Annotated in this window: 17 protein-coding genes and 1 pseudogene; 8 read left to right on the top strand and 10 right to left on the bottom strand. The window is 64.5% G+C overall.

Translation table 11 applies throughout. From position 1 onward, the window contains the following. Positions 1 to 20: 20 nt before the first annotated feature. Positions 21 to 362: a winged helix-turn-helix domain-containing protein gene (locus tag AC04SI_RS04050; RefSeq protein ID WP_404275558.1), complete on the top strand. Its 342-nt coding sequence runs from the start codon at positions 21 to 23 to the stop codon at positions 360 to 362. Between the two features lie 53 nt (positions 363 to 415). Here the strand turns inward: AC04SI_RS04050 and AC04SI_RS04055 are convergent, their stop codons facing one another. The 8 genes from AC04SI_RS04055 to cobF form a co-directional block, all read right to left on the bottom strand. Continuing rightward, a complete protein-coding gene (locus tag AC04SI_RS04055) occupies positions 416 to 1,369 on the bottom strand; it encodes a D-ribose ABC transporter substrate-binding protein (RefSeq protein ID WP_404275560.1) in 954 nt (317 codons plus the stop codon). 32 nt (positions 1,370 to 1,401) lie between these two features. Next, positions 1,402 to 2,559: an ABC transporter permease gene (locus tag AC04SI_RS04060; RefSeq protein ID WP_404275561.1), complete on the bottom strand. Its 1,158-nt coding sequence runs from the start codon at positions 2,557 to 2,559 to the stop codon at positions 1,402 to 1,404. Next, on the bottom strand, positions 2,522 to 4,105 hold the full coding sequence (locus AC04SI_RS04065) for a sugar ABC transporter ATP-binding protein (protein ID WP_488473943.1): 1,584 nt from the start codon (positions 4,103 to 4,105) through the stop codon (positions 2,522 to 2,524). Before AC04SI_RS04065 ends, AC04SI_RS04060 begins: the two co-directional genes overlap by 38 nt. Beyond that, positions 4,102 to 4,761 (bottom strand): DUF2291 family protein, encoded by a 660-nt coding sequence (locus AC04SI_RS04070; RefSeq protein ID WP_488473944.1) that lies wholly within the window; start codon positions 4,759 to 4,761, stop codon positions 4,102 to 4,104. Before AC04SI_RS04070 ends, AC04SI_RS04065 begins: the two co-directional genes overlap by 4 nt. Positions 4,762 to 5,079: 318 nt before the next feature. Next, positions 5,080 to 6,822 (bottom strand): glycerol-3-phosphate dehydrogenase/oxidase, encoded by a 1,743-nt coding sequence (locus tag AC04SI_RS04075; RefSeq protein ID WP_488473945.1) that lies wholly within the window; start codon positions 6,820 to 6,822, stop codon positions 5,080 to 5,082. Next, a complete protein-coding gene (locus AC04SI_RS04080) occupies positions 6,819 to 7,595 on the bottom strand; it encodes a DeoR/GlpR family DNA-binding transcription regulator (protein WP_006204930.1) in 777 nt (258 codons plus the stop codon). The genes AC04SI_RS04075 and AC04SI_RS04080 overlap by 4 nt, the downstream gene beginning before the upstream one ends. Further along, positions 7,579 to 9,126 carry an FGGY-family carbohydrate kinase gene (locus AC04SI_RS04085; protein WP_488473946.1) on the bottom strand — a complete coding sequence of 516 codons (1,548 nt, stop codon included), beginning with the start codon at positions 9,124 to 9,126 and terminating at the stop codon, positions 7,579 to 7,581. The genes AC04SI_RS04080 and AC04SI_RS04085 overlap by 17 nt, the downstream gene beginning before the upstream one ends. Before the next feature lie 341 nt (positions 9,127 to 9,467). After that, positions 9,468 to 10,244 (bottom strand): precorrin-6A synthase (deacetylating), encoded by a 777-nt coding sequence (cobF, locus tag AC04SI_RS04090; protein ID WP_404275570.1) that lies wholly within the window; start codon positions 10,242 to 10,244, stop codon positions 9,468 to 9,470. A gap of 151 nt (positions 10,245 to 10,395) precedes the next feature. On the opposite strand from cobF, the pseudogene AC04SI_RS04095 reads away from it, so the two are divergent. The 6 genes and pseudogenes from AC04SI_RS04095 to AC04SI_RS04120 all read left to right on the top strand — a co-directional run. Then, positions 10,396 to 10,626 (top strand): annotated as a pseudogene (locus AC04SI_RS04095) (DUF4424 family protein); the annotation flags it as partial. 71 nt (positions 10,627 to 10,697) lie between these two features. Then, on the top strand, positions 10,698 to 11,210 hold the full coding sequence (locus tag AC04SI_RS04100) for a dihydrofolate reductase (RefSeq protein WP_404275572.1): 513 nt from the start codon (positions 10,698 to 10,700) through the stop codon (positions 11,208 to 11,210). 155 nt (positions 11,211 to 11,365) lie between these two features. Then, on the top strand, positions 11,366 to 12,484 hold the full coding sequence (hflK, locus tag AC04SI_RS04105) for an FtsH protease activity modulator HflK (protein WP_404275573.1): 1,119 nt from the start codon (positions 11,366 to 11,368) through the stop codon (positions 12,482 to 12,484). Continuing rightward, positions 12,484 to 13,416 (top strand): protease modulator HflC, encoded by a 933-nt coding sequence (hflC, locus tag AC04SI_RS04110; RefSeq protein WP_404275575.1) that lies wholly within the window; start codon positions 12,484 to 12,486, stop codon positions 13,414 to 13,416. The genes hflK and hflC overlap by 1 nt, the downstream gene beginning before the upstream one ends. Before the next feature lie 6 nt (positions 13,417 to 13,422). Continuing rightward, positions 13,423 to 13,608 carry a DUF2065 family protein gene (locus AC04SI_RS04115; RefSeq protein WP_192180903.1) on the top strand — a complete coding sequence of 62 codons (186 nt, stop codon included), beginning with the start codon at positions 13,423 to 13,425 and terminating at the stop codon, positions 13,606 to 13,608. Between the two features lie 169 nt (positions 13,609 to 13,777). After that, positions 13,778 to 15,295, top strand: a complete 1,518-nt coding sequence (locus AC04SI_RS04120; protein ID WP_404275577.1) for a DegQ family serine endoprotease — start codon at positions 13,778 to 13,780, stop codon at positions 15,293 to 15,295. A gap of 46 nt (positions 15,296 to 15,341) precedes the next feature. Here the strand turns inward: AC04SI_RS04120 and AC04SI_RS04125 are convergent, their stop codons facing one another. Then, the gene (locus AC04SI_RS04125; protein WP_404275579.1) at positions 15,342 to 15,914 is read right to left on the bottom strand and encodes a GNAT family N-acetyltransferase; all 573 of its coding nucleotides are present in this window, start codon (positions 15,912 to 15,914) and stop codon (positions 15,342 to 15,344) included. Next, positions 15,911 to 16,798, bottom strand: coding sequence for a phosphoserine phosphatase SerB (gene serB / locus AC04SI_RS04130; RefSeq protein ID WP_488473947.1), 888 nt, complete (start codon positions 16,796 to 16,798; stop codon positions 15,911 to 15,913). Before serB ends, AC04SI_RS04125 begins: the two co-directional genes overlap by 4 nt. Between serB and miaA the strand changes: the two genes are divergently transcribed. Then, positions 16,788 to 17,756: a tRNA (adenosine(37)-N6)-dimethylallyltransferase MiaA gene (gene miaA / locus AC04SI_RS04135; protein WP_404275844.1), complete on the top strand. Its 969-nt coding sequence runs from the start codon at positions 16,788 to 16,790 to the stop codon at positions 17,754 to 17,756. The two genes, serB and miaA, sit on opposite strands and share 11 nt — an antisense overlap. Positions 17,757 to 17,762: the final 6 nt, after the last annotated feature.

Here is a 17,762-nt window from a genome sequence, read left to right on the forward strand (position 1 = left end):
GTGACCGCGGAGAACAGGACATGCCGTCGCTGAGTTTGCGCATAAACCTCGATCCCGACGGGCGCGTCGGGCCTGGCAAGATCGAACTTCTGGAGCAGATCGCCGCCTTCGGCTCGATCTCGGCCGCGGCGCGCCGCATGGAGATGTCCTACAAGCATGCCTGGGACCTGGTCGAGGATATGAACCGGGTGTTCGGCAAGCCGCTGGTTGCGGCGCAGACCGGCGGCAGGAAGGGTGGCGGCGCCCAGCTGACCGCGGTCGGCCTGGCGGTCGTCAGCCGCTTCCGGGCGATAGAGCGGGCGGCGGCATCCGCGGCGGCTGCGCATATGGAGGCCCTGCAGGCCGAAATCGACGCGGGCTGAATGGCCTGCAGGGGCAGGTGAGGGGTGACCCGAAGGGCACCCCTCGTCCGACATCACTCCGAGAGCGTGAACGGAGCGGTGTATTTGTCGACATTGTCCTTGGTGATGAGAAGGCAGTCGAAAAGCTGCTTTTCGGTGGCGGCTCCGGTCTTGCCGGTCTTGATGAAGGAGTCTGCCTGCTGCACGGCCTTGGCCGAGTAGACGGCCACCGGCTGCAGCACCGTGTATTGCAGTTCGCCCGCCTTGATGGCGGCGACGGCGTCCGGCGAGCCGTCGAAGCCGCCGACCTTGATGCTCGACAGCTTTCCGGCTTCCTTCAGCGCGGCGATCGCGCCGAGCGCCATCTCGTCATTGCCGCTGGTCACGCCGATGATGTCGGGGTGGGCCTGCAGCAGGCTCTGCATCTTGTCATGGCCCTGGGTGCGGTCCCAGTTAGCGACTTCCGAGCCGACCTTCTTGAGATCTGGATACTGGCTGATCACCGTCTCGTAGCCGTTCGAGCGCGTGGCGGCGTTGTTGTCGGAAGGGGCGCCGAGCAGTTCGACATAGTTGCCCTTCTCGCCGATGTCCGTCACCCATTGCTGCCCGCCGAGTGCAGCACCCTGTGCATTGTTCGAGACGAGCTGTGCCTTGGCCAGACCCTCCTGGTTAATCTCGGCATTGACGAGGAAGACCGGGATGTTGGCGGCGATCGCCTTCTTCACCGCGCCGATCGAGCCGCTGGCGTCTGCGGGGTCGAGGATGATCGCCACTGATTTGTTGGTGATCGCGGTGTCGATCAGCTTGCTCTCGGTGTTGGTGTCCGCCTTCGAGGCGCCGACGGTCGCGGTGTAGCCAAGCTTCTCGGCTTCGGCCTTGGCGACGTTGCCTTCGGTGAGCCAGTAGGGGTTGGCGGGATCGATGACGATGATCGAGATGAGGCCTTCGGCCGAAGCTGCGGTTGTCGCGACGAGTGGAGCGGCCAGGGCGAAGGCCGAGAGCATCAGAATTCTTGCACTGCGATACATGGAGTTCCTCCTTTGGTTGGCAATCGTGCCGGTCAACCGGCAGTCTTCTCGAGAGCGGGATCGGCCGTTTGGGCCTTGTCCTTTTGTGGAGAAGTCGGGGGGCTGCCGGCCGAGCTCGGGAGCTTGACGCGGCGGCGATACTGGATGGCGTTGAGCAGCACCGCCAACACGATGACCGCGCCGGTGAACACTGTCTGCCAGTAGGCGGAGACGCCGATGATGACGAGGCCGTCGGACAGGAAGCCGATGACGAAGGCGCCGACCAGCGTGCCGCGGATATTGCCGCGGCCGCCGGTGAGCGCGGCGCCGCCGATGACGACGGCGGCAATGGCGGTGAGCTCGTATGAGGTGCCCGCGGTCGGTCCGGCCGAGGTCAGTTCGGAAGACAGGATGAGGCCCGCCACCGAGGCGCAGATGCCGGAGAGCATGTAGACCGAGACCTGCACTCGCTTGACCGGCACGCCGGAGAGTTCGGCGGCGCGCTCATTGCCGCCGGAGGCATAGAGCCAGCGGCCGAAAGCGGTGCGGTTGAGGATGATGCTGCCGATGAGGGCGATGACCGCCATGACAAGCACGCCGACGGGGATGTCGAGCAGGCGGTTGAAGCCCAGCCACTCGAAGCCCGTGTTGCCGAGTTCCGGCTTGCCGCCGAGATCGTTGTAGGTCAGGCCGTTGGTCATCAGCAGTGCCGCGCCGCGCACCACATAAAGCATGCCGAGCGTGGCGACGAAGGCCGGAACCTTCAGCCAGGCGATGAGCACGCCGTTGACCAGGCCGACCAGCGCGCCGAGCACGCAGACCAGCACCGCGACGACCCAGACCGGCGGGTAGAGGATGACACCGAGCGCGGTCAGCTGCACGCCCTGCATGAGGAAGCCGGCGATCACGCCGGAGAAGCCGAGCGTCGAGCCGACCGACAGGTCGATGCCGCCATTGAGGATGACCAGCAGCATGCCGACCGCCAGGATGCCGAAGATGGCGACATGCGAGGCCATGGTCAGGAAATTGGCGACCGAGAAGTAGTAGGGAGACAGCAGCGAGAAGACGATGATGATGGCGATCAGCGCGAAGAAGGCGCGGCCCTCCAGCAGCAGCTTGGCCAGGCTGAAACCGCCGCCCGATGCCGTCGGACGGGAGCGGCTGCGATCGGGGCTAGCGTCGGTCACGGTGATGGCTCCTGTGTTCTTCATGGTCGGAGACAACGGCCTCGCCGGAAGCGGCCATGATCTCCTCCTTCGTGGCATCAGCGCCGAATTCGGCCGAGATCCTGCCGCGACGCATGACGATGATGCGGTGCGCGATGCTCAGGCACTCGGTGACTTCCGAGGTCGAGAACACGACGGCGAGACCACGTGCCGCGCGCTCGCTGAGCAGCCGGAACACTTCCGCCTTGGCACCGATGTCGATGCCGCGGCTGGGTTCGTCCAGCAGCATGACCTTTGGGCTGGTGGTCAGCATCTTGCCGATGACGACCTTCTGCTGGTTGCCGCCGGACAGCGATCCGATCGGCGCACCGCCGCCCGCGGTCTTGACGCGGACGTCGCGGATGGACCCATCGACCAGCGAGCGCTCCTGCGACCGGGACAACAAGAACATCCCCTTGACGAAGGCGCCGATGCTGGCGAGCGACAGGTTCGCACCGACCGACATCGTCTGGACAAGCCCGTCGCGCTGGCGGTCCTCGGGCACCAGCACAAGGCCCCTTGCGATGCGCTCGGCAATGCTGAGGCGGGAAATGTCATTACCTTCAAGCAGGATGCGTCCGCCGGCGGCAGACAGGCGCCCGGCAATGCATTCGAGCAATTCCGTGCGTCCGGCGCCCATCAACCCGTAGATGCAGACGATCTCGCCGCTACGGACATCGAGCGACAGCCTGTCGACGACCAGGCGTTCCGAACTCGAAACATCGGCGACGCTGACTTCGTCGACCGAAAGGGCAATTTCGCCGAAGGCATGGTCGGTGGGTGGCGTGCCGAGATCGAAATTCTCGCCCACCATGTTGCGGACGATCCATTCGAGATTGATGTGCCTGGCATTGGCGGTCGCGGTGATCGCGCCGTCCCTCAGCACCACGGCGTAGTCGGTGATTTGCAGCGCCTCCTCGAGATGGTGCGAGATGTAGACGATCGAGACGCCACGGGCCGTCAGGTCGCGGATCACCTTGAACAGCACCTCCACCTCGGTCGCGCTCAGCGCCGAGGTCGGCTCGTCCATGATCAGGATGCGGGAGTCGACCGAGAGCGCGCGGGCGATCTCGACGATCTGTTGCTGCCCCAGGCGCAGGTCCTGCACCAGCGTCAGCGGATCGATGTCTTCCTCGAGGTCTGCCATCAGCAGTCGTGTCTGACGGGCCTCCTCGGCGAAATCGACGCCGGTCGCGCCGGGTATTTCCCGGCCCATGAAGATGTTGTCGCGCACGCTCAGATTGGGGGCGAGGCTGAGCTCCTGATGGATGATCGAGATGCCGCGGTCGCGGGCATCGGAAGACGAGGAGAAGGTGACGGACTGGCCGTCGAGTTCGATGCTTCCCGATGTCGGCGTGGTCACACCGGACAGGATCTTCATCAATGTCGATTTGCCGGCGCCGTTTTCGCCGAACAGCGTCGTCACCTTGCCGCGGTGGATGTCGAAATTGACCCCTTTCAGCGCATGCGTGCCGCCATAGGTCTTGACGATGTTGCGGGCCGCAAGCACGGTGTCGCCGGTCGCTGGCTCGAATTCGGGCGCCGCATTCATTGGACGCTCAGCTTCACGGGCGTGACCAGCCAGCCCTTGGGATTGATCAGCTTGAAGACGCCGACGACCGAGATGGTCTTGCCGGTGAGCTTGGTGTTGTCGATGACCGACAGCACCTGCTTCTTCATCTCGTTGTTCAGGGCCGAGCCCGCGTTTTGATACTCGATCTGGTTGATGAACTGGCCGAATGTGATGGCGCCGGTGGCGTCGCGCAGGTCGGTGCCGTTGATCGCCGGGCCGGTCTGGACGCGAACGACCAGGGTGTCGGGCACGTCGGCGACCTTGACGGTGTAGATGCCGGATTTTCCCTCGCCGACAACGCCTGAGAATTTGACCGAGAATTCAGTGCCGACATTGGCAGGCACGCCATACTGATTCTCCGCCGCCGCCTTGTCCTTCGCGATGGCCGAAGCAAGAGTGGGGGCATCGACGGCGCGCTGCTCGACGGCGGCTTGGACGTTCGGGAATTCAGCCTTGCCGAACGCCTCCGGCGAAAAGGCGGCCTTACGCGTGTCTTCGTCCGAGCCGATCGTCACCACCATGGTGTCGAGGATCATCGCGGCGAGCACGACCGCTACGCCGGCCGCAAGGACAATCCAGCGTACAGCCGGGGCCGGTCGGCGGTTCGTCGTTGGGGTGGCAGGCTGCAAACTCATGATGTGACGACCCGTGTTGTCGCGGCGATCAGGGATGGCATTTCGTTACGATGGCGCGAGGCGCCGCTGTGCGGGCAGCCCGCTTGCACATCGAAAACCTCCCACGCTGCGCTCCCAAGACGCAATCGACCATACCGTGATGTTAAATTACCGTCAATGACTGTGATACTTTCCCCATATTGTAACATGTACGTGAGCAATCTTTGATTGCGATCTAGATCAACATATTGTTTTTGTTTGCTTTTCATAGACAGACGCAATATCTCAACAATGCTGTGATGCTGCGCGCTTTGTGGTCGTGAAGAGGCCATATCGTCCTCAGGCCTGTTTGGCGCGGTCGCCCACGCCTCGCGGGTGGCGGTCGGGTTGCAGTCGCATCAAATTGCTGCCGCTGAGCTGAGCGACGACGGCGTCAATCTCCTCATCCATGCGCTGCGGACTCCAGCCGAGCGCCTGGCCTGCAACCGAGGCGATCTGCTGCAGGTCGCTCGTCGTCAGGGAACCGCTGATTGCCAGGGTCGTGCGCCGCATGACGATGTCGGCGAGATGTTCGACGAATTCGTTGCGGACGATGTAGTCGATCTCGAACAGGCTGTAGTCGTTCGAATCCGGCAAGCGGTCTTCATTGCCGGATGCGCTCCGGTGGCGCGCAATCAGCGATGCGCTGGCTCCGTAGCGCGACAGCAACTGGTCGAGGCGAGCCACGTCGATGCCGCTGGCCGATGCGGCATCGGCCAGCCAGGTTGCGCGCGCGGCTGCGTCCATCGGAAAACCCTTGCCGCCACCGATCGGCATCGATTGCATGCTCGCCTTGCGCTTGCTGCCCAGGCGGTTGAGCACGGTGTCGGCGACTTCCTCGGCGAAGCCGCGAAACGTCGTCCATTTGCCGCCGATCAGTGAGATGATCGGGAAGGGCCTCGAAAGATCCGGCTCGGCGACGGGGGCGGAATGATCCCGGCTGATCAGGCCGGGGACCGAGGCGTCGGATGACGGCAGGGGCCTGATGCCGCTATAGGCATAGACGATCTGGTCGCGTTCGAAGTTCATGCCCGGCAAAAGCGTGCGCACGCTTTCGAGCAGATAGTCGATTTCCTCGGGCTCGCAGCGGACGGTGTCGGGGTTGTCGGCCGGAAGGTCCGTCGAACCGACAAGCGCCTTGCCGAGATAGTCGTAGACGAGACAGATACGGCCGTCGTCGGCCTCGAAATAGAGCATGCGCCCGGCCAGGCTTTGCACCAGCGCATCGTGCTTCAGGAGGATGTGCGAGCCCTTGGTTCCACCGATCATTTTCGACGGTGCGCCAAGTGAATCGTTGACGTGATCGATCCATGGCCCGGCGGCGTTGACGACCAGCTTCGGCCGCAGCGAGAAGGCGCCGCCATTTTCCCGTTTGAACGTCAGCACCCCGTTCGACGCCGAGATCAGCGACGTGTAGTTGGCTGCGCTGGAGCCGGCATTGGCCTCAAGCCCGTCGGCGATCAGTTCGACCACCAGCCGTTCGGGATGGCTGATCTTGGCGTCGTAATAGGTGCCGGTGGCGACGATCGATCCGGTCAGCGCCGGCATATCGCGCAGCGCCTTGCTTCGCCCGACCAGCCGGTGGCGCGGCATCACCCGGTGCCGCGAGCCGTAGAAATCGTAGATCATCAGGCCGATCTTGATGAGGATGGCGCCACGGCTGCGCGGCGCGCTGGTCGAGCCGAGCAGCGTGCGCAGCGCCGCCCACATGCCCTTGCCCCAGGAAAAGATCGGGATGACCGTCGGCAGCGGGCTGACATAGTGCGGCGCGTTCTTCAAGAGCAGATTGCGCTCCAGCGTCGACTGCGCCACCAACCCGAACTCGCCGGTCTCCAGATATTTCAGCCCGCCATGGATCAGGCGCGAGGGCGCGGCGCTGGTGCCCGAGCCAAAATCCGCCTTGTCGATGATAAAGCAGTTTATCCCTTGCGCGCAGAGGTCGCGAAACAGGCCGGCCCCGTTGATGCCGGCACCGAGAATGACGACCTCGACATCGCCGGCTTTGCCGGCCAGAGCGTCCTCCCGGGTTTCGTCGGGCTTCATGGCGTCTTTGTCTTGACGATGCGCAGCCTGACGCCCGCCTGCTCAAGCTGTTGCGCATGCTTGTCGCTGATACCGTCGGTCACCAGGACCGCCTCGAAGCTGGTCAGCTCGTCCAGCACATGCAGGGCGACCTTGTCGAACTTGGAATGGTCGACAAGCAGCACGCGCTTGATCGCCGCGGCCATCATCGCCTGCTTGACCCGCACCACATGCTGATCTTGGATGAAGGCCGTGGTGCCGCTGATCGCCGACGCCGAGCAGATCAAAAGGTTGGCGCGCAGCCGCGAGATCGCATTCTCGCAAACGATGCCGATATAGGCGTTGTAGGTGCGATGGTACTGGCCGCCGAGGCAGATGAAGTCGATGTCGTCGACATTGGTCAGGAGGGCCGCGGTCGAGACGCTGTTGGTGATGACGGTCAGCGGCTTGACCTCGAGCAGCAGCGGCGCGACGGCATTGGCCGTGGTGGAATCGTCCAGGATCACCGCTTGCCCGGGCTCGACATAGTCCATCGCGGCGCGGGCCAGCGCGTCCTTTTCGGCCCTGCCCACCGTCACGCGGTAACGGAAGGCGCTTTCATAGAGACCCGACGGTTGCACGGTGACGGCGCCATGTAGCTTTCTGAGCACGCCCTGATGCGCCAGCTGGTCGATGTGGCGGTGGATCGTCATGCGCGACACGCCGAAATGCTCGACCAGATCGTCGATGCGCACTTGGCCGAGCTTGATAACGTATTCGGCGATCTCTTCGCGCCGTTCATCGGCCTTGATCATTCCGTGCCCCCATGCTTTGCCCCGCAAGGCTTTCAATCTCCGCCCATTTCGGCCTGAGCTGCTCAGCGATGCGGCCATAAAGAGAATACCGCTCGTCGAAAACGGCGCTGCGCCCCGGGTCCGGCAGATACTGCCGGCTCACCGTGCAGGTCGCGTGCGCGCCCTCCTGCGGCGAGGCGAACAGGCCGACCGCCGCACCGGCGCAAAGTGCGGCGCCGAAGGCCGCCGCCTCATCGGTCGAGGTCACGCTGACCGGAACCTTGAGCACATCGGCGAACATCTGCGCGAGGGCCGGATTGCGCGAGCCGCCGCCGGTCAGCCGTACCTCGCGAACGGCAAAGCCGTCGCGCAAGGCTTCGACATGGGTGCGGTGGTTGAAGACGATGCCTTCCAGCACCGCCTTCAGCATGTCGCCGCGGTCGTGCCAGCCGCGCAGGCCAACGAAGCTGGCGCTGGCGGAATTGCCGTAGGGCGAGCCGAACAGATAGGGGTGGAAGAGCAGGGTCGACGGCTTGTTCAGCGCAGCATCGATTTCCGCCGCCAGCCTTTCGTGGATCGAGCCGCCGGTCCGTTTGGCTTCCTCCTGCTCGGCGCTGCAGAGCGTGTCGAGGAACCAGTCGTAGTTGGCCGTCGAGGCCGGCGAGATCGACATGTTGTTCCAGCGCCCGGGATCGATGGCGTTGCGGCAGAACCAGCGGGCGTCGACGCGCGGTTCGCTGGAAACCACCTCGTTGATCGAATAGGTGCCGGCGACGATGCTGACCACGCCGTCCTCATGGCCGCCAATGCCGAGCGCCGAGGCCGTGACGTCATGCAGGCCGCAGGCGACCGGCGTGCCTTCGGCTAGCCCGGTCAGTGCTGACGCCTCGGCGGTGACGTAGCCGGCGATGTCGGCCGGATGCAGGGCCGGCGGCAAGGCCGCGAACAGCTCGTCCAGGCCGAAGACGCGCATCGCCTCGGGCGCGTAGCCTTGCGTGCGCACATCAGTGAAGGAGGTGCTCGCCTCGGTGAGGTCGGTGGCAATAGTGCCGGTCAGGCAGAAGCGCAGCCAGTCCTTGCAGCCGACGATATGGCCGATGCGGTCGAAACGCTCCGGCGCGTGCTTTTTCAGCCAGGCGAGCAGCGCCGAGGGGGCGGAGGCATGCGGGACCTGGCCCGTGAGGGTAAGCGCCTCGGAGAAAACCGGGCCTTTTGCCCAGTCATCGACGATTTCGCCGGCGCGGCTGTCGAGCGACAATATGCCGGGGCCGAGCGGTCGGCGCTCCTTGTCGAGCAGATAGAGGCCGTCGCCATGCGCAGTTGCCGCCACCGCCTTGATGTCGCGCGCCGGCCTGCCGCTGAGTGCGATCGCTTCGCCGACCGCTTCAGCGGTCGCTTGCCAGAGGCCCGCCATGTCGCGCTCGACCCAGCGCGGCTGCGGCATCGACTGCGGCACCCGGCGCCGCGCCACCGACAGTTGCGAACCGTCGGTGTCGAAGACCACCGCCTTGGTCACCGTCAGGCCGTTGTCGATCCCAAGCAGGCTGGCCATGATTTTCTCGGTCAGCGCCTGCCGGCACGCATTGCGAATTGGTGCCGAACGATGGTGGCGCTGAACATCATGGCAATTATCCTCGCCTGGATTCGCGGCTGCGATCGCGACCGCCGGATAGACAGCGGCGGGATTCGAAGCAGCACAACTGACCATACAATTCTGTGAATTTAACGTCAATATGTGTGATATCTGCCGGAAGGCTGCACTCCGCGAGGCAAGGATATGATTATCAAACTGGTATAAAACGCTGTTTTTTCTAGCTCTTGCGCGTTGCCGGCCCATCTCGCCGATCATGTTACCCCGCGCGAGACCACGAACTGTGCAAGGGAGGCTCCTCGCTAGTTGTCCTCCGGCTCGCCGGGTTTGCGCAGCAAATAGGTGTCCATGATCCAGCCCTTTTCCATTCGGGCCTTTTCCCGGACTTCGGCGATTTCCTTGCCGACATCGCCGAGGCGGCCGGACATGACGATCTCGTCGGGCGTGCCGAGATAGGCACCCCAATGGATGAGCAGGTCCTCGTCATCAAGCGTGTTGAAGGCGCATTTGCCGTCGAGCATGACCACGGTGCTGCCGGCGTTCTCCGGCATGCCTTCCTGCGTCAGGCGGCGGCCGGTGGTGATCAGGACGGGGTCGCCAATGCGGTTCAGCGCCATTTTGTGGCTGGCGGCCAGCGCCTGCACGGCGGTGATGCCGGGAATGACCTCGAGTGCGAATTCGACATTGCCCCGCAAACGCACACGTTCGAGGATGCGCAGCGCGCTGTCATAGAGCGAAGGGTCGCCCCAGATCAGGAAGGCGCCGCAGCCGTCTTCGGCAAGCTCGTCGCGAATCAGGCCCTCGTAGATCGCGGCGATGGCTTCGTGCCAGTCGTCGACGGTGGCCCGGTAGGAGGGCGACGGCTCGGCCCGCACCGGCACCTCGAACTCGACCCGGCGCGAGTTGGGGTTGGTGACGAAGCGGTCGCATATCTGGCGGCGCAGTTCGGCGAGATCGTTTTTCTTTGCGCCCTTGTCGGGAATGAACAGTACGTCGGCGCGGTTCAGGCCGTTGATGGCCTGGACCGTCATATGCTCCGGATTGCCGGCGCCGATGCCGATGACGAGAAGCTTGCGCATGGCGAAGTCCTGCCCGATCGGGACGCCGGTGTCCAGACTGCGTGGGACAAGCGTCCGCGGCTGCGCGAATGGCTTTGAAACGCCACATTGAAACGGCTAGATGTGATGCGCATCCGGGGTCATGCCTTGGATGGTTGCCGAAGGGGGGTCCATGTTTCGCTATGTCCTGACCGCAGCGCTGGCGCTTTCGGCTGCGCCGGCCTTCACCAATGATTCGATCGCCGAACTGGGCACCGGCGGGCTGATCCTGTCGCGCAGCGACGCGGTCGCCATGGAGAGCGAGGATCTCTTCATCTCGCCGGAAAAGGTGACGGTCGGCTATATCTTCCGCAACAACACCGACAAGGATGTCGGCGCGGTAGTCGCCTTCCCGATGCCCGAGCACGACATCGACATATTGCTGCTCGAGCCGTCGGACGACAGTGGCGCCGGAGAAGTCGGGAACGGCGGCTGATGGACATCGTGATCTACGTTGCCATCGCCGAAAACGGCGTGATCGGCCGAGACGGCGGGCTGCCATGGCGGCTTTCCACCGATCTCAAGCGCTTCAAGGCCGACACGATGGGCAAGCCCATCATCATGGGCCGCAAGACCTATGAAGGCATCGGCCGGCCGCTGCCGGGCCGGCTCAACATCGTGGTGACACGCGACAAGGCCTGGCGGGCCGAGGGTGTCGAAACCGCCAACTCACTGGACGAGGCGATCAAGCTGGCGACCGTGCGCGGGCGCTGCATGGCCGGCGCCGACGAGATCTGCGTGGTCGGCGGCGGCGAGATCTACGCCCAGGCGTTGCCGCTGGCCGACCGCCTGCATGTCACCCATGTGCTGGCTTCGGTCGAAGGTGACGCGCATTTCCCGCTGATCGACCCCGAGGCATGGGCAGTTGTCAGCGCCGAGGACGTTCCGGCCGGCGAGAAAGACAGCCACGCGACACGCTATACGGTCTATGAACGGCGCCGCGACTAGGCATTGAAGACGATAAAGGGTCGCGAACCGCCCAAAACGGATGGCCGGGCAGCAGATCGCGTTGAAAGCGAGGCTTGGCGTCCCTATAGAAGAACAAACATTGGATTTTGCGCCATCAGGCTGGCGCCGAGGGAATTCCAAGCGAAAGGACATTCATGCCCTGGAACGACAAAAGCGGCGGCGGCGGCCCATGGGGTGGCGGCGGCAATCAGGGACCCTGGGGGCAGGGACCCAAGGGACCGAGCGGCCCGCAGGGGTCACCTCCCGATCTGGAAGACATCATCCGGCGCGGCCAGGACAGATTGCGGCGGGCCCTGCCGGGCGGCGGCGGCGCCAGTCCGGCCGTATTCGCGCTGATCGCAGCGGCACTTGTGGTGCTGTGGGCGTTCAAGGCGGTCTATACCGTGCAGCCGGATGAGGTCGCGGTCGAACTGCGCTTCGGCAAGCCGAAGGCTGAGCTTTCCCAGCCCGGCCTGCATTTCCATTGGTGGCCTGTCGAAACAGTCGAGACCGCCAACATCGCCGAACAGCTCGTCGATATCGGCGGCGGCGGCGCGACGAGTGGCAACACGTCCGGGCTGATGCTTACCGGTGACCAGAACATCGTCAACGTCCAGTTTTCGGTGGCCTATCAGGTCTCCGACCCGAGGGCGTATCTGTTCGACGTCTCCGATCCGGACGGCATGCTGCGCCAGGTGGCCGAAAGCGCCATGCGCGAGGCCGTCGGCCGCCGGCCGGCCCAGGACATTTTCCGCGACGACCGCCAGGGCATTGCCGCGTCGGTGCGCGAGATCATCCAGACGACGCTGGACGGCTACAAGGCCGGCCTCAACGTCAACGCCATTTCGATCGAGGATGCCGCGCCGCCGCGCGAGGTGGCCGATGCCTTCGACGAGGTGCAGCGCGCCGAGCAGGACGAGGACAAGTTCGTCGAGCAGGCCAACCAGTATTCCAACCAGAAGCTCGGCCAGGCGCGCGGCGAGGCGGCCCAGATCCGCGAAGACGCGGCCGCCTACAAGAACCGAGTCGTGCAGGAGGCCGAAGGCGAGGCGCAGCGTTTCATCTCGGTCTATGACGAATATGCCAAGGCGCCAGAGGTGACGCGCAAGCGGCTCTATCTGGAAACGATGGAGAGGGTGCTGAAGGATTCGAACAAGGTCATCGTCGAGCAGGGCAACGGGCAGGGGGTCGTTCCCTATCTGCCGCTGCCGGCACTGCAGCAGAAGGCGGCGCCGCCGGCGCCCCTGGGCGCCACGACGGGAGGAACCCAGTGATGGCCAACCGTCTCCCCATCATCGCCGTCGTCGCGGCGGTCATCCTGTTCCTGATCTATTCGTCGGTCTTCGTGGTCAATGCACGCCAGCAGGCGCTCGTGCTCAGGTTCGGCGAGATCGTCGACGTCAAGAATGAACCCGGCATCTATTTCAAGGCGCCGTTCGCCTTCTTCGATGCCGACAGCGTGCAACTGATCGAGAACCGCGTGCTGCGTTTCGACCTCGACAACATCCGCGTCCAGGTGTCGGGCGGCAAGTTTTACGAGGTCGACGCCTTCATCGCCTATCGCATCTCGGACCCGCGCGTATTCCGTGCGGCGGTTTCCGGTCAGATCGAACTGGCCGAGGCACGGCTGCGGACGCGCCTCGACGCGGCACTGCGCCGTGTCTACGGTCTGCGCGATTTCGAAGCGGCGCTCTCGGAAGAGCGTGCCGTGATGATGCGCGAAGTGCGCGATCAGCTGCGGCCCGACGCCACGTCGCTCGGCCTGCAGATCGAGGATGTGCGCATTCGCCGGACCGATCTGACCGCCGAGGTTTCGCAGCAGACCTTCGACCGCATGAAGGCCGAACGCCTGGCCGAAGCCGAGCGGCTGAGGGCGCGAGGCAATGAGGCGGCGCAGCGCATCAAGGCCCGCGCCGACCGCGAAGTGGTGGAGATTGTCGCCGAGGCGCAGAAGGAATCGGAAATCCTGCGCGGCGAGGGCGAAGCCCAGCGCAGCGCGACTTTCGCGGCAGCCTACCAGCGTGATCCGGCCTTCTTCGATTTCTACCGCTCGATGAATGCCTACGGCACAGCGCTGGACAACACCGGCACGACGATGGTGCTGTCGCCGGAATCCGAGTTCTTCCGCTACTTCCGCGATCCAAGCAGCAAGGAAGCACCGGTGACGCCAACAGCGCCGGCGGCGCAGCCGGGCACCGGCCAGTAACGGCCGGTGCAGGATTTTCTGGCAGCCATAGGTCTGGTCCTCGTTGTCGAGGGCCTGATCTATGGCGGCTTTCCGAACCTCGCCAAGAGACTGGCAGGTGAGGTGCTGTCGATGCCGGAGAATGCACTGCGCATAGCCGGGCTGGTGGCGATCGCCATCGGCGTCGGCATCGTTTGGCTGGTGCGCGGCTGACGATGGCGACGATGGTCATGGGTGTCGGGGAAATGAGTCCCGGCGTAACGGAGGATTTATCCTCAGCCGATGGTCATAGCCGCAAACGTGCCGTATTTTTTGCCAACATGACGCAACGCGGCGTTTTTGCGAAAGCGCTCTTCTTTTCAGAAACATCCGGAGGCCCTCGATGACAACCAAGACCGTTCTGCGCGCTGCGAGGCGGACATTTGTCGCCGGCGCCGCCGCGCTTCTCGTCGGCTCGCTTGCGGTCCCGTCTTTCGTCACGCCGACGATCGCCGCCGACGGACCGGCTTCGGTCGCCGACCTTGCCCAGGGGCTGCTTGGCGCCGTGGTCAACATCTCGACGTCGCAGACGGTGAAAGGCTCGGAGGGACCGGGCGCGGTGCCGATGCCGCAACTGCCCGAAGGCTCGCCCTTCCAGGATTTCTTCGACGATTTCTTCAAGAACCGTGGCGGCGACAAGGATGGTGGCGCCCAGAAGGTCCAGTCGCTGGGCTCAGGCTTCGTCATCGACGCCGAGCAGGGCATCGTCGTGACCAACAACCACGTCATCGCCGATGCCGACGATATCGAGGTGAATTTCTCAGATGGCGTGACGCTGAAGGCGACGCTGGTCGGCACCGACACCAAGACCGACGTCGCGGTGCTGAAGGTCGATCCGAAGGGCCACAAGCTGACGGCGGTGAAATTCGGCGATTCCACCAAGATGCGGGTCGGCGACTGGGTGATGGCGATCGGCAATCCGTTCGGCCTCGGCGGCACGGTGACGGTCGGCATCGTCTCGGCGCGCAACCGCGACATCAATTCCGGCCCCTATGACGACTTCATCCAGACCGACGCGGCCATCAATCGCGGCAATTCCGGCGGACCGCTGTTCAACAGCGTCGGCGAGGTCATCGGCATCAACACGGCGATCATCTCGCCGTCGGGCGGCTCGATCGGCATCGGCTTCTCCATTCCCGCGCAGCTCGCCTCGGGCGTCGTCGATCAGCTTCGCCAGTTCGGCGAGACGCGGCGCGGCTGGCTCGGCGTGCGCATCCAGCCGGTGACGGACGACATTGCCGAGAGCCTCGGCATGGCGACCGCCAAGGGCGCGCTGGTGGCAGGCGTGATCAAGGGCGGACCGGTCGACAACGGCACCATCCTGGCCGGTGACGTCATCATCAAATTCGACGGCAAGGACATCAACGAGATGCGCGACCTGCCGCGCGTCGTCGCCGAAAGCCCGGTCGGCAAGGCGGTGGACGTTATCATCGTGCGCAAGGGCGTCGAGCAGACCGTGAAGGTCACGCTCGGCCGGCTCGAGGACGGCGAGAAGCTGGCCAGCGGCGAGGACGGCAGCAATACGGACCAGGACAATGGCGACAAGGCGCCTGCGGTTTCGACGGCATCCGTGCTTGGCATGACGATCGGTGAGCTCAACGACGAGACGCGGACCAAATTCGGCATTGCCGCCGACGTGTCGGGTGTCGTCATAACCGACGTCACCAAGGATTCGGCCGCGGCCGAGCGCGGCATTCAGCCCGGCGAGGTGATCACGGAGATCGCGCAGGAATCGGTTGCCACACCGAAGGACGTCATGGACCGGATCGGCGCGCTGAAGGAGCAGGGCCGCAAGAACGCGCTCTTGATGCTGGCGTCGAAGACCGGTGAGTTGCGGTTCGTGACGATCCGGATGAATTGAGTCCGGAAAAGCCAGCAATAGTCTGATTGAAAAAGAAAAAGGGCGGCTAACGGGCCGCCCTTTTCCTTGCCTGCCAGTCCTGGCGCGACAGCCGGTAAAGGACATGCCGCTTGAGCGAAGGGTGGCTGTCGGGAATACTGGGATGGTCGAAGTCGCTTGATGGGTCGGCGCTCATGCCGAGGCGTTTCATGACGGCGGTAGAGCGATGGTTATCGGCCACGGCGAAGGAGACGATCTCCTCGAGATCAAGCGTTTCGAAACCAAAGGCCAGCCAGGCCTCCGCCGCCTCGGTCACATAGCCCTTGCCCCAGAATTCGGGCGCCAGCCGCCAGCCGATCTCGATCGTGCCGGCCGGCAGGGAGGGCACATGATCGGTGTCGAGGAGGCCGACAAAGCCGATGCACTCGCCGGTGGCCGCGATCTCGACTGCGGCGAAACCGTAACCATCCTCCGCGATCCAGTCCCTGAATTCGTCCATTTTGGCGTCGGCTGCGGTACGGTCGCGGCGAAACGGAAAGAACTCCATGACGCGTTCGTCGGAGTTGATGCGGTGGAAAAGCGCGCGATCGCGATCCTCCCAATTGCGCAGGATCAGGCGCTCGGTGCGCATCGGCTTCATTCGGCAAACTCCTCCCGACGGTAGCCCTGCAGATAGAGCAGCGCGGTGAGGTCGGCATGATCGATGCGGACCTTTGCCTCGGCTGCTACGGTGGGCTTGGCGTGCAGGGCGACGCCGGTGCCGGCGAGGCGGATCATGTCGAGGTCGTTGGCGCCGTCACCGACGGCAATGGCATCGGCCGGCGTCAGGTCGAGACGGGCAGCAATTTCGAGCAGCGCTTCAGCCTTGGCGGCGCGGCCAAGGATCGGCTCGGCGACGAGCCCGGTGAAGAGGTCGTTCTCCTCGATCAGCCGGTTGGCGCGGCTTTCCTGGAAGCCGAGCTTGGTGGCGATGCGACTGGTGAAGACATCGAAGCCGCCGGAGACGAGTGCCGTCCAGGCACCGTTGGCCCTCATGGTCTGGACAAGCGCGCGCCCGCCGGAAGCCAGCGTCAGCCGGTTGGCGATGATGCGGTCGACGACAGCCGTGTCGAGACCCTTCAGCAGACTGACACGCTCGCGCAAGGCCGGCTCGAAGGCGATCTCGCCGTTCATCGACCGCGCTGTGATCGCCGCGACGCGATCCTTGACGCCGATCTCGTCGGCCAGCTCGTCGATACATTCCTGGTCGATCATCGTCGAATCCATGTCGGCCAGCAGGATCTTCTTTCTCCTGCCGTCGGCCGGTTGCACGATGATGTCGACCGGTTCGGAGGCCAGTGCCGTGCGTAGCCTGGCGGTCATTTCGCCGGCTTCGGCTTGCTCGGGCAAAACGAGATCGCAGGCGATGTCTTCGGCCAGCCAATGAACAGCGCTTGCACCGACCGACCGTGAGGCCATATTCGCAAGCGCGGCCGACACTGCGCGGCCTTCGGGATGGGACACAAGCGTGGCGATCAGGGGCATCGAAAATTCCGGTGGGCAGGCGGGCGAGGGCCGCGTGAAGAACGCGATCCTGATAGCCGGGCCAACCGCCAGCGGCAAGTCGGCGCTTGCGCTCGATCTCGCCGAACGCAGCGGCGGCGTCATCGTCAACACGGATTCCATGCAGGGCTATTCGGTGCTCGACGTGCTGACGGCGCGCCCGAGTGCCGCCGAACTCGCCCGCGTGCCGCATTTTCTCTACGGCCATGTCCATCCGTCCGTCGCCTATTCCACCGGCGCCTGGCTGCGCGACGTGACGAAGCTGATCGACGACGGCACGTTCTCCGAACGACCGGACGGCACGTTTTCTGAGCGGCCCGTGATTTTCGTCGGTGGCACCGGGCTTTACTTCAGGGCGCTTGCGGAAGGGATTTCGGACATGCCCGAGATTCCACAGTCGATCCGCGACCGCTGGCGCCATGAACTTAAGGAGCAAGGTGCTGCCAGGCTGCACGGCATCCTGCTGCGCGAGGATTCGGCGGTCGCAATGCAGCTGAAACCGACCGACAGCCAGCGCATCGTGCGGGCGCTGGAGGTGCTCGACGCCTCGGGCCGCTCCATTGCGGAATGGCAGGCGGCGCGCGGCCGGCCGCTGATCGACCGCGACAGCGCACGCTTCCTGGTGATCGAGCCGGACCGGGCGGAACTGGTCGAACGGATCGAGGCGCGGTTCGACCGGATGCTGGACAAGGGTGCGCTGGACGAGGTCAAGCGGCTGATGGCTCTCGGCCTCGATCCGGATCTCCCGGCGATGAAGGCGATCGGCGTTCGCGAGTTGCAGGCGGCAATGGCCGGGCAAATGGGTTTTCCCGAGGCGATCGAGCGCGCCAAGATCGCCACGCGGCAATATGCCAAGCGCCAGGCGACGTGGTTTCGGCATCAGCTGGGGCCAGAATGGCAACGATTGCATCCGTCTGCCGGCGCGGCGCTCCCGGTTTGATGCCCG

Source organism: Mesorhizobium sp. CNPSo 4689 (genome assembly GCF_057784325.1).